This is a genomic window from [Clostridium] innocuum (assembly GCA_012317185.1).
In the GTDB taxonomy this organism is placed as follows: domain Bacteria; phylum Bacillota_I; class Bacilli_A; order Erysipelotrichales; family Erysipelotrichaceae; genus Clostridium_AQ; species Clostridium_AQ innocuum.
In genome coordinates, this window is sequence record CP048838.1 from 1,149,430 (window position 1) to 1,161,836 (window position 12,407).

General features: G+C 43.6%; 10 protein-coding genes. All 10 read left to right on the top strand.

Annotated features, from left to right (window positions below; genetic code table 11):
- The first annotated feature begins 90 nt into the window (after positions 1–90).
- The 10 genes from G4D54_05635 (at position 91) to G4D54_05680 (ending at position 12,248) form a co-directional block, all read left to right on the top strand.
- The gene (locus tag G4D54_05635) at positions 91–1,071 is read left to right on the top strand and encodes an ABC transporter permease (protein QJA01941.1); all 981 of its coding nucleotides are present in this window, start codon (positions 91–93) and stop codon (positions 1,069–1,071) included.
- 11 nt (positions 1,072–1,082) lie between these two features.
- Entirely contained in the window at positions 1,083–1,997 is a 915-nt protein-coding gene (locus G4D54_05640) for an ABC transporter permease (GenBank protein ID QJA01942.1), read from the top strand.
- Between the two features lie 12 nt (positions 1,998–2,009).
- The gene (locus tag G4D54_05645) at positions 2,010–3,008 is read left to right on the top strand and encodes an ABC transporter ATP-binding protein (protein QJA01943.1); all 999 of its coding nucleotides are present in this window, start codon (positions 2,010–2,012) and stop codon (positions 3,006–3,008) included.
- A 3-nt stretch (positions 3,009–3,011) separates the two neighbouring features.
- Complete coding sequence (locus tag G4D54_05650; GenBank protein ID QJA01944.1) at positions 3,012–3,995, top strand: dipeptide ABC transporter ATP-binding protein; 984 nt, start codon at positions 3,012–3,014, stop codon at positions 3,993–3,995.
- Positions 3,995–4,189 (top strand): hypothetical protein, encoded by a 195-nt coding sequence (locus G4D54_05655; GenBank protein QJA01945.1) that lies wholly within the window; start codon positions 3,995–3,997, stop codon positions 4,187–4,189. The genes G4D54_05650 and G4D54_05655 overlap by 1 nt, the downstream gene beginning before the upstream one ends.
- Before the next feature lie 316 nt (positions 4,190–4,505).
- Complete coding sequence (gene ptsP / locus G4D54_05660) at positions 4,506–6,206, top strand: phosphoenolpyruvate--protein phosphotransferase (GenBank protein ID QJA01946.1); 1,701 nt, start codon at positions 4,506–4,508, stop codon at positions 6,204–6,206.
- A gap of 256 nt (positions 6,207–6,462) precedes the next feature.
- The gene (locus G4D54_05665) at positions 6,463–7,995 is read left to right on the top strand and encodes a GGDEF domain-containing protein (GenBank protein QJA01947.1); all 1,533 of its coding nucleotides are present in this window, start codon (positions 6,463–6,465) and stop codon (positions 7,993–7,995) included.
- A 306-nt stretch (positions 7,996–8,301) separates the two neighbouring features.
- The gene (locus G4D54_05670; protein QJA01948.1) at positions 8,302–9,276 is read left to right on the top strand and encodes a substrate-binding domain-containing protein; all 975 of its coding nucleotides are present in this window, start codon (positions 8,302–8,304) and stop codon (positions 9,274–9,276) included.
- Positions 9,266–10,741, top strand: a complete 1,476-nt coding sequence (locus G4D54_05675; protein QJA01949.1) for a sensor histidine kinase — start codon at positions 9,266–9,268, stop codon at positions 10,739–10,741. The genes G4D54_05670 and G4D54_05675 overlap by 11 nt, the downstream gene beginning before the upstream one ends.
- Entirely contained in the window at positions 10,734–12,248 is a 1,515-nt protein-coding gene (locus G4D54_05680) for a response regulator (GenBank protein QJA01950.1), read from the top strand. Before G4D54_05675 ends, G4D54_05680 begins: the two co-directional genes overlap by 8 nt.
- The last annotated feature ends 159 nt before the right edge of the window (positions 12,249–12,407 follow it).

Sequence of the window (12,407 nt, forward strand, 5' to 3'; positions counted from 1 at the left end):
GTTCAAATAAGAGCAAGGATACACTTGCTCTTATTTATGTTTTAATTCAACTTCTATGTTTCAAAATTAAGTTTTTTTGGAGGTGATCTCATGCTGAAATATATAGTTAAACGTTTGCTAAATCTAATTCCTGTCATATTTATTATTTCAATCGTCATTTTTGGGACCGTAAAAGGAATGCCAGGAGATCCAGTTGATGCTTATCTGGGAATGGGAAGCAAGGCTACCCCGGAACAGAAACAGCAGATTCGTGAGGAATTGGGACTTGATAAATCTCTGCCAGAACAGTATGTAATCTGGGTTGGAAATCTTGCTAAAGGAGAACTGGGGACATCTACCAAGTTCAAACTTCCAGTTTCTGAAATCATTGGAGACTACGTATGGAATACATTCCTGCTGAACCTGGTTTCCCTCGTTATCGGTATCGGGCTTTCTATTCCGATTGGAATTAAGCAGGCAACAAAAAAATTCTCTAAATTCGACAATTTCTGGACAGTATTCTCCTTATTGGGTGTATCTGTGCCAACTTTCTTCTTTGCGCTGATTCTGATTTTCTTCGTAGCGCTGCCTTCCGGCGTGATACCAGTCAACGGTATGCGTACCCCGGATCTTGCAGTCTTCGGATATGATAATATATTCCAGGAAATCGGAGATGTTGCATTGCATATGCTGCTGCCGACAATTGTTCTTGCGTTCGGTAACTTTGCGACCTTCTCCCGTTATGTACGAAGCTCCATGATCGATGTTATCAATCAGGACTATGTACGAACCGCGCGTGCAAAGGGCTTGAAAGAGAAAACAGTGATTTACCGTCATGCATTTAAAAATGCGCTGATACCTCTTGTCACACTGCTGGGTCTGTACATTCCTTCCCTGTTCAGTGGGGCAATGATTCTGGAATCCGTATTCCTGTGGCCTGGTCTGGGTAAGATTTTGATCGAGGCAATCAGTGGACAGGATCAGAGTATTATCACGGCGTGTCTGATGTTCTCTGCCATTTTGATGGTGCTGGGAAATCTGTTGTCGGATATTCTGTATTCCGTTGTCGATCCACGTGTTAAAGTAGAATAGAGGTGATTAGAATGGCGAAAGAAAATGTAAATCAAACTGAAATAAAGCTGGATAAAAGCGATACCATGGGCCCTTGGCAAATTGCATGGAATAAATTCAGACAAAACAAAATCGCTATGGCCGGTCTGATCATTTTTATACTGATCGTTCTTGCCGTGATTTTCGTACCGATCATAAGCGGTGTTAATGTAAATGATTATAGCTTTGATACAAAAAATATTGGACCGAATGCTGAGCACTGGCTGGGTACTGACCAGCAGGGGCGTGATGTATTCTTCCGTTTGTTCCTGGGTGGACGTATTTCTATCATGGTAGGTATCATCGCTGCCCTGATTACGGTGCTCCTTGGCTGTGTGATCGGTGGTATATCCGGTTATTATGGTGGATGGATTGACAATCTTCTTATGCGTTTTGCGGAAATTGTGTACTCTCTGCCATTTACACCACTGATTCTTGTACTGGCATATAATATGTTATGGACACCGTCAAATGTGAAAATGTATATCGTATCGTTTCTGATCGGTGTGCTGTCGTGGCCGGGACTGGCGCGTCTTGTGCGCGGACAGATTCTGTCACTTCGCGAACAGGAATTCATGCAGGCCTGCGAGGCACTTGGTCTGAGTGATTTTTCAAAAATATTCAAGCATCTGATACCGAATGTTTTATCCATGATCATTGTTAATGCGACATTGTCCATGGCGAGTGCTATTCTGACAGAGGCCGGATTATCTTTCCTTGGTATGGGTGTTACCGCACCTACGCCTTCCTGGGGAAATCTGATGGAACTGGCAAGAAATACCGAAGTCTTCCAGGACTTTCCATGGAACTGGCTGCCTGCCGGTATCATGTGTCTGCTGACCGTTATCTCCATCAATCTGATTGGAGAGGGACTGCGTGATGCGTTTGACCCGAAAGATATACGATAGGAGCTGGTGAGTATGGAACAAGTAAAGAACAAGAAAATATTGGATGTTGAAAATCTGAAAGTATATTTCTATACAAAAAAGGGTGTTTCCAAGGCGGTAGACGGAAACAACTTCAAAATGTACGAAAATGAAACACTGGCAATCGTTGGGGAATCCGGCTGTGGAAAGAGTGTTACGGCCATGAGTATCCTTGGTCTGGTGGATGAACCCGGTAAAATCGGGGAAGACAGCAAGATCATGTATGGTGACAAAAACCTTGCGACATTAAAGGATGATGAAATCCGTAAGATTCGTGGTAACGATATCTCTATGATTTTTCAGGAGCCGATGACTTCATTGAACCCGGTATTCACAGTAGGAAATCAGATTATGGAGAATATCCTGCTGCATGAGGATGTAAAAAAGGAAGAGGCACACGAACGCGCTGTCAAGCTTCTGGACATGGTTGGAATTTCCCGCCCGGAAAAGGTTGTGGACAACTACCCGCATCAGCTTTCCGGTGGTATGCGTCAGCGTGTTATGATCGCTATGGCGCTTGCATGTAATCCAAAGCTGCTGATTGCCGATGAACCGACAACAGCACTGGATGTTACCATTCAGGCACAGATTCTGAAGCTGATGAATGATCTGAAGGAAAAAACAGGAACCTCCATCATGCTGATTACGCATGACCTTGGTGTGGTTGCACAGATGGCGGACCATGTAAATGTCATGTATGCCGGTAAGGTAGTGGAAAGTGCTCCGGTATTTGAAATCTTCAAAAACCCGAAGCATCCGTATACCGTTGGCTTAATGAGCAGTATGCCTTCCCTGAACAGCGGAAGCAAACGTCTGAGTACGATTGAAGGGAATGTACCAAACCCGATCAATCTGCCAAAGGGCTGCTATTTCGCAGACCGTTGTCCGAAGGCGATGCCAAAATGCAGGGAGTCCCAGCCGCATGACGTGAAGGTCGGATCCAGACATCACGTTAGCTGCTTCCTGTTTGATGATGCGAAAGGGGAGGAATAAAAAATGGAAGACAAGAAAGTAATTCTCGAAGTCAAAGACCTGAAAAAATATTTCCCTCTTGGAAAAGGTAAGCTGGATAAAAATAAAAAATATGTAAAGGCTGTTGATGGTGTATCCTTCAAGCTGTATGAAGGGGAGACGCTTGGTCTTGTTGGAGAATCCGGCTGTGGAAAATCCACACTAGGACGTGCAATTCTTCGTCTGCATGAACCGACAAGCGGGGAAGTGCACTTCAATGGTGAAGATATTCTGAAAAAGAACCGTAAGGAAATGCGAAAGCTGCGTGAGGAAATGCAGATCATTTTCCAGGATCCATACAGCTCTTTGAATCCCCGGATGAATGTATACAACATTTTGAGTGAACCGCTGGTTGCGCATGGCTATTATAAAAAAGGTGACGAGCTGAAACAGTATATTCTGAATCTGATGGAAAAATGCGGTTTGCCGCCATACTACTGCTACCGTTACCCGCATCAGTTCTCCGGAGGTCAGCGTCAGCGTATCGGTATCGCCCGTTCTCTGGCACTGGATCCAAGCTTCATCGTATGTGATGAGCCGGTATCCGCACTGGATGTTTCCATTCAGTCACAGATCATCAACCTGATGATGGATATGCAGGAAGAACGAAAGATTTCTTACATCTTTATTTCTCATGACCTCAGTGTTGTGAAGCATATCAGTAACCGTGTAGGTGTTATGTACCTTGGTTCACTGGTAGAGCTTGCGGATAAGGATGAAATCTATGAGAATCCGCAGCACCCTTATACAAAGGCGCTGATGGCTGCGATTCCAAAGCCGGATCCTACACAGCGTTCCAGCATGGAAGCAATTCATGGAGAGATTCCAAGCAATGTCAACGTACCAAGCGGATGTAAATTCCACCCGCGTTGTCCATACGCGAAGGATATCTGTAAAACACAGGAGCCGGCAGCGAAGGAAATCAAACCGGGTCACGTTGTTCTCTGCCATTTTGGCGGTGAGTTCTAGTGTTCATCAATAAACCGAAATTTAAGGATCTGTTGAAAAAGAAGGAAGTGCGGGAAGGGAAGGAAGCAAATCTTGAAAAGGGTGACTTTCTGGCTCTCATTATGGCTGCATTCTCGGTGTTTGTACCGGTAATTCTGCTGTTCTGTGCCGTACTCGGTATATTTATCTGGCTCTTTCTTCTGTATATTCACTAAGTCGTTAAAGACGAAGGCACAGGTGTCTGCAAATATTTGTAGAGCTCTGTGCTTTTTTTGTATTGGCTTTTTATGACTGTATCCAGACGGAAATGACTACAATTGGTATTTTCCTTGAAGCTTTCAGCTGCAGGACGTGCGGTGGTACAGCTTTTCCTTTGTCGAAAAAAGCGCTTTGTAATGCATTCTTTCATTGCTTATAGGCTCAAAAAATGTTATTATTTTAGGTAGAGATAGACTCATGGAAGCGTTGTGATTCTATCAGATAAGGACTACTTTTAATAAGTATTACATGAAGTAAGAGGAGGACATACTTATGTTAAAAGGTATTGCAGCATCCGCAGGGATTGCGATTGCAAAGGTTTACAAGCTGGAAACACCGAGCTTCGAAATTGTTAAGACAGAAGCAACACCTGCAGAAGAGGTAGCGAAATTCAACGATGCTTTGGAAAAAACGAAATCTGATATCGAAGGTATCAAGGAACGTGCCGCAAAACGTCTGGCACCGGAAGAGCTGGCAGTTTTTGATGCTCACCTGATGATGGCAGGGGATCCTGAGCTGGCAAGCCAGATTATCTCAATGATTGAAAACGACAAGGTAAACGCAGAATTTGCGACCAATGAAGTTGCGAATATGATGGTTGCCATGTTTGAATCCATGGATAACGAATACTTTAAAGAGAGAGCAGCTGATGTTAAGGATGTTACATTCCGTTTGAAATGTAATCTGCTGGGACTGACGATTCCTGATCTGAGTGCAATCAACGAGGATTCCGTTATTATCGCACATGATTTGACACCTTCCGACACAGCGCAGCTGAATGAATACGCAAAGGGCTTTGCGACGAATATCGGTGGTAAGACAAGCCACTCTGCTATCATGGCAAACTCTCTGGAGATTCCTGCTGTTGTAGGCTGCAGTGGTGTTCTGGATGCCGCAAGCAATGGCGATACGGTAATTCTGGATGCATTGGACGGCGTTGTTATTCTGAATCCAACTGCTGAGGAAATCAAGGAATATGAAGGAAAACGTGCTGCTTATATGGAAGAAAAAGAAGCACTGAAGGTATTAAAGGATGCAAAATCCATTACAACAGACGGACATGAGGTTGAGCTTGCCGGAAATATCGGTACACCGGATGATGTAGATGGTGTGTTGAACAATGGTGGGGAAGGTATCGGTCTGTACCGTACAGAATTCCTGTATATGCACTCTGATCACTTCCCTACTGAGGATGAGCAGTTTGAAGCTTATAAAGCAGTTCTTGAAGGTATGGGAGGACGCCGTGTTGTCGTACGTACACTGGATATCGGTGGTGACAAAAAGCTTCCTTACTTCACGTTCGATCCGGAAATGAACCCGTTTTTGGGATATCGTGCAATTCGTCTGTGTCTGGACAGAAAAGAAATTTTCCGCACACAGCTGCGTGCACTGATCCGTGCTTCTGTTTACGGAAGACTGTGCATCATGTTCCCGATGATTGCGACGGTTGATGAATTCCGTCAGGGTAAGGCAATCTTTGAAGAAGAAAGAGAAAAACTGATCGCAGAAGGCGTTAAGGTTGCAGATAAAATCGAAGTAGGTATGATGGTGGAAATTCCTGCTGCTGCAGTAAATGCAGATAACTTTGCGAAGGAAGCAGATTTCTTCTCCATCGGTACAAACGATTTGATTCAGTACTCTATGGCAGCTGACCGTATGAATGAGAAGGTATCCTACCTGTATCAGCCATACAATCCATCTATCCTGCGTCTCATCAAAATGACGATTGACGGAGCACACAAGGAAGGCAAATGGGCTGGTATGTGTGGAGCAATGGCTGGAGAAGAATATGCGGTACCTGTACTTCTCGGTCTTGGACTCGATGAGTTCTCCATGTCAGCTACACAGATTCTGAAGGCTCGTAAGATGGTTACCAACCTGAGCAAGAAGGAAATGGAAGGTCTTGCTGAGGAAGCACTGAAGCAGGCGACTGCTGAAGATGTTCTTGCACTTGTGAAAAAAGCAGTGGAATAATATTTATAAATGGAACCGAATGGCAGACTGCTGTCCGGTTTTTTTATAGTGAAACAGACTGAATTTCCAGTGAAAAATACGAACGGTACTGCAGCTTTTGCTGTATCAATCATTCAGACAGCGTATAAAATCGCTAAATAGTATGTAAAAAACTGCATTTATAGACACTTGTATCGACAGAGTGTTTAAAAACATATATGATTGTGATATGATAATACCATGAAAACAGATAAGTTAGAGAGCTTGTATACACACATTGAAGAAAAAAAGAGTCCTTCGTGATTTTGAAGGCATTTTTCATTATGCCTCCCTGTTATATACAGCCAGCAGGGAACAAAACAATGACCATTATTTGATAATCAGCTGTTATTTTCTTGGCAGCTCCTATTTCAACACAGGTGTTTATGATAAAGCGATGAAATATCTGCAGGAGGGAATTCGCATCGGAGAACATACGCCCTATCCATTTTTTCAGATGATGTGCTATAATCTGGCAGGGATGGTGAGTGGAACGCTTGGCGATGATATCATGTCGGTTGAATATATGCTGAAGTCCTATTATATCGCTTTGGATCATCAGGAGCTCGGGTATCTGTATATCATTTTAAACAATCTGGGTGTACTCTTTTTTAACCTTGGTTATTATGAAATCGCAAAGGAATATTTCACCAATGCCTTTGAAGAGCGCGGAATCGGTAGCTATGATGATCTTAAAATCAATGATGGCTTCAATATCATCAATCTGATGGGGACAAGCATTTATCTGAAGGATGATCTTGAATATGAGCGCTGGCTGATCTGGTACCGAGAATTTCAAAAACGATTTCAGATCGTTACAGTAGATAATGACTATCAGATGTATCAGGTTCTCTTGTCTGCCCATACGCAGGATATAGCAAGGCTGCGTGCTGAAGTGGTCCGCTTTCTGGAAATTGCCGGCAGAGAAGAGGATCGTTTGCATACGTTTAAAAATCTCCTTAAGGTATTTAAGGTCTGCATGCAGTTTCAGGAACAGAAGCTTTCCTCACAGATTTTATATGAGCTTCAGCTGATTCTTCAGGATTATCCGAATTATCAGAATCATTCCGAGCTTAAGGAATGTCAGGTCATTTATGCGAACACGTTTAAAGCTGAACAGGAGCGTCTACAGGCGCTGGAGGAGTATTATGATATTCGGCAGCTGGAGCTTTCGGCTGCACACAACAACATGAAGAATACGCTGCTGTTAAAGATAGACATGGAACAGCTGCTGTATGAACGTAATCAGATTTTAAAGGAAAACAGGGAGCTGGAGCGTCGTTCTGAAATAGAGGAATTCACAAATGTCATGAATAAAACGGCGTTTCGGACACATGTGAGTGCAGAGCTTGAAACCATGCATCAGGATCAGTATGTCTGCCTGTTGGTCATTGATATTGATAAATTTAAAAGCATCAACGACACCTTCGGTCATCTTGTCGGTGACCAGGTGCTTCTGCATGTCGTTAAGGTGTTGAAGGAGGTTCTTCGCAGCAGCGAATTCATCGGTCGCATCGGCGGTGATGAGTTCTGTGTGTTTATGAAGAATATCCTTTCTCTGCCCTATCTGTATGAGCGTCTGGATGAGATTTTAGATCGTCTGGTAAATACAAGAATCGAGGACAGACAGGTCCTGAGTGCCAGTATCGGTGTATGTATGAGCAATCATATCTGCAGGTATGATGAGATATTCCAAAAGGCGGATGAAGCGATGTATCACGCAAAGAACGCCGGTGGAAACTGCTATGATATTACAGAATTGAGTACATGACAAGATATTGCTAAAAATGACAAGATATTTTATATTTGATACTGTATACTATGTACTGTAGTCGGCAGATATGCCGCTTAATCACAAAGTTATCAGAGAGGAAAACAGCCGCGGTAAACCCCGGACATGAATGCAGTTCAGCGGTTTTTCAATGATGGAGCGATATGAGGATCGTCTCTATTGCTGATAATCTTGTATAAAGAAATGATTCTTACGATCCCTTTCAAGAATCATTTTTTTTATTTTTCACGCGTTTTCAATTTGTCTGTGATGTGATAGAATGATTCCATGAGAGCGGGGATGAGAATGAGAAAAAAAAGACTATGCGGAATCGTGTGCCTGTGTCTGGTGCTGAGTGGCGGATGCAGTGCAGCTGAGCCAAAGGAGGAGAAAAAATCCTCACAGTATTTTCTATTTGCCACACCTTTATCTACACATACGCTATGGCAAAAGGCCAGAGAAGGGATGCAGGATGCCTGTACGGAGCTGGAGGTGCATTGTGACTGGAAGGGACCTATTAAAATTTCCACCGATGATATGGTGGATGTCATCAATACAGGTCTTTTGAAAAAAGCAGATGGCATAATCACACAGGGGGTCATCAGCAAGGAGCTGATCCAAAAAGGAAATGACAAGGGTATCCCCTTCGTCCTGGTGGATTCTCCTGTTGAGGGCAGCAGTCCGCTAACAACGATCAGCAAGGACTTTGATGAACAGGCCAGACTTCTGTTAGCCGATATCGAAGAAAAGCTGGGTAAGAATAAAATGCTTCGCATCGGCATTCAGGTCAGTGATTTGAGCTTTGACCTTGCAAGGGATCAGATTGCATCCATTGAAGCTGTATTTGCACAGCATCCCGGCGGCTTTGAGATTGTCGCAAAAAGTGAATCGCGCAGTGACCAGCTCACCTCCCGCAACGAGTGGATCAAGGTGCTGCAGAAGGATACCGGTATGAATGTTTCCATCAACCTTGCAGGGGAGAATGCAATCGGTTTTGTGGATGCAAGCGAATATATGGACAATCGCGATACGATTCTTGTGTACGGCGTTGATGATATGAAGGAAACACTGGAGCTGATACGGGAGGGGAAGGTGGAAGGCAGTATTGTGACATCCTTTTATCAGTACGGATATGAATCGGTACATATATTATATGATTATGTCACCAGGGGAGTACGGCCGGAAAAGGAAAGGATTCCTTCCTATCTTGTGCTCGTTAACAGGAAGAATCTGAATACCTATGCCTCCGCTTTGCAAAAGGAGAAAATGCATGTGGAATAGATCGAAAAGCTTTCGCAGTAAAATCATGAACTACAATCTCATGCTGATCGTGGTGATGGTACTTGTCTGCACGACCTATGTACTTATCAATGATCGAACGATAAAGAAATTCAATTCCACCTATACCACCTACAATGAGCTGAATCAGTTTTATGACAATTTGAAGAATCTCAACGATGCGTTACAGGTGTACCTGTATTCTCCAGATGATCAGAATTATAAGGATTTTCACAGATATCGCACAGTTCTGCAGGGAAATGTGGAAAAGGTAAAGGCGAGTCTGAAAAATCAGGATCATGTCTGGCGTTTCGAGCTGCTAAACAATATGGTGGATGGCTATATGGCGCAGGCAGAGCTGGTCATCGCTTCCGATCTTCAGCAGGAAAAGGAGTTCAGTGCGAAGTATCAGGAGCTGCTGTATGAATATGATCTGATCAATAAGACAGCTAGTGAATATTATGGCTTGGCGACGCAGGATATGCAGCTGCAAAAGGCGGCAGTCAACAGCAATCAGAAGACCATGCAGCTGGTGTCGCTGTTCTTTATCCTCTATCTGATTGTATGGATGATCTATTTTTCCATATCCACTATCAAATCCATCACCGATCCTCTGGAAAAGGTAATCAATAATATGAACCGTATCAAGAAGGGAGCATATGACCTTACGCAGATTTCCAATACGAATAAGGAGATGAATGTGCTTTGTCTTGCCCTGGAGGATATGGCGGACAGTATCGAAAAAAACATCCAGTATGAAAATGAAAAGGCAAGACTGGAACGCAGGGTTCTGGAACAGCAGAATGACAATCTGCGAAAAGATGAGCTGCTTGCCCAAAGCGAGCTGCGCATTTTACAGAATCAGATCAATCCGCATTTCCTGTTTAATACACTGAATATGATTTATAAAAAGGCGTACAGTGAGGGAGCCTATGAAACAAGTGAGCTGATGGAAAAGACGAGCCAGCTGCTTCGCTACGGTCTTGATAATGCAAGTAAAATCAGTTCTCTGAAAAAGGAAATCAAGGCAATTTACAACTACAATTACATACAGGAAAAACGATACGGTGACAGAATCCGCTTTCTGATGGATATTGAGGAGGATTTGCCGGATATCCCGATGCCCTCCATGGTGCTGCAGCCGCTTGTGGAAAATGCGGTGTCACACGGCTTACAGGATATTATCGAGGATGGAGAGGTTGTGATTGAGGTAAGCCGTCTCAATGATGAAATCATGATATCTGTCAGTGACAACGGTACCGGTATGCCTGCGGATGAGCTGGAGAAGCTTATTCTGAACGATTTCCGCATGAGCAGTGATGAACGCTCTCATCTTGGGCTTTATAATGTTACAAGGCGCCTGAAGGCCTTCTATGGCGATGGGGTACGTATCATTGTCAACAGTCTGGAGGAATGCGGATTTGAAATCAATATACAGATTGATTTGAAGGAGAACGGATATGTATAAAATCATGATCATTGAGGATGAACAGATTGAGCGGGAAACGCTGTATAAGATCATTCAGGAGGGTTTTCCGGAATGTCAGGAGCTGTATGCTGCGAAAAATGGTAAAGAAGCACTGACCCTGTTTGAAGAGCATCATCCGGATATCATATTAGCCGATATCAATATTCCGGGTATCAATGGTCTGGAGGTGATTCGCCGCATTCGGCAGACAGCGGGGGAAGTGGAGTTTCTGATTTTATCCTCCTATAATTACTTCGAATATGCACAGGAGGCGATTCGTCTTGGTGTAGAGGATTTCATCTTAAAGCCGTATACGATTGATCATTTAAAGGATGCTCTGCGAAAAACGATGGAGCAGTTACAGCAGAAGCAGAATGAAAAAAAGCATCAGAGTGATCTGCTGGAAAAAATAGAAAGGATTACTCCGGTTGTGGAAAATGAATGTCTGTTTGCCATATTGTCGAATGAGGATGAGCTGGTGCTGCGCAAGAATCTAAGACTGCTCAGTCCGCGCATCTGCAGCGGCTTCTGTTTCATCATCCGATCCTCTCATTACGATCAAACCTATATGGAAAAGGTGTCCGCAGGCTTCATACAGCTGGGCTTTCGCTGCCTGAAGGAGCTCTTTCATGAGCTGCAGATTTTTTATATCCTTGCAGAGCGGGCTATTCCGCAGGAGGATTTGCAGCATTTGGAGAGCTATATCACAGCATTGCAGTCGGATAGCCTTGAATTTGGTATCGGACCGATTGTAAATGACATTGCGCTGTTTCACCATTCCTTCCAAATAGCAAGAGATCGCATCGGCATTCAGGAGCCGATCTGTTCTCAGCTTCTGCAGGACAGCAGCGATGATTGCAAGGTGGATATCGATCTGGATAAAATTGTTGCACGATTTGTGTCCATCTTTCAGAAAATGGATGAGGAGGGTCTAAAAAGGGCAGTTCATCAGCTCTGTCTGACACTGATTCCTCATGAGCGCAGGCAAATCGTTCAGGAGGTGGCCGATTTGTTTGAAAGGCTGCGTGATACGTTGCAAAAGGAGTATGCGGATATCAATCTGCAAAGGATAGAAATAGCACCACTGCAAATCAGTACGAATATTCATCAGGAGGTGCCGCTGTATCTACATATGCAGATGCATCGACTGTATGATCCCATTGTTGAGGAGCGCTTCCGTAACACCAATCAGCTGGTACGTCAGGCAGTCCGCTATATTGATGCCAACTACCGTAAACAGATCACCCTGAGTGATATGGCGGATGCATTGCAGGTTTCACCGTTTTACCTGAGTAAGCTGTTGAATAATTCTCTGCATAAAACCTTTACCGAGCTTGTCAGCGAGCGGCGGGTGGAGGCGAGTAAGGAGCTGTTGAAAAGCGGTAAGCGAATCAAGGAGATTGCTTATGAGGTCGGCTTTCAGGGACAGAATTACTTCACAAAAATATTTAAGAAGTATACCGGTGTAACACCGAAGATGTATAAGAATTCCTTCGACGACAAATAGGAAATAAAAGGAAACTGCAAATAATTGCTAAAGATAACAAGAATTTACTAGTTTAACAGTTATATAATAACATTGCAGATAAAAGACCAATTTAACAATCATAATTATATCTGCAATACCATAATGGTAAGGCTGTTACCAGCCGGCCTTACTTTAATC

What these genes read in the sequence shown, in the direction of transcription:
- G4D54_05640 (QJA01942.1), top strand. Translation starts at nt 1,083, where the DNA reads ATGGCGAAAGAAAATGTAAATCAAACTGAAATAAAGCTGGATAAAAGC.
- G4D54_05645 (QJA01943.1), top strand. Translation starts at nt 2,010, where the DNA reads ATGGAACAAGTAAAGAACAAGAAAATATTGGATGTTGAAAATCTGAAA.
- G4D54_05670 (QJA01948.1), top strand. Translation starts at nt 8,302, where the DNA reads ATGAGAAAAAAAAGACTATGCGGAATCGTGTGCCTGTGTCTGGTGCTG.
- G4D54_05680 (QJA01950.1), top strand. Translation starts at nt 10,734, where the DNA reads ATGTATAAAATCATGATCATTGAGGATGAACAGATTGAGCGGGAAACG.
- G4D54_05675 (QJA01949.1), top strand. Translation starts at nt 9,266, where the DNA reads ATGTGGAATAGATCGAAAAGCTTTCGCAGTAAAATCATGAACTACAAT.
- G4D54_05650 (QJA01944.1), top strand. Translation starts at nt 3,012, where the DNA reads ATGGAAGACAAGAAAGTAATTCTCGAAGTCAAAGACCTGAAAAAATAT.
- G4D54_05635 (QJA01941.1), top strand. Translation starts at nt 91, where the DNA reads ATGCTGAAATATATAGTTAAACGTTTGCTAAATCTAATTCCTGTCATA.
- ptsP (QJA01946.1), top strand. Translation starts at nt 4,506, where the DNA reads ATGTTAAAAGGTATTGCAGCATCCGCAGGGATTGCGATTGCAAAGGTT.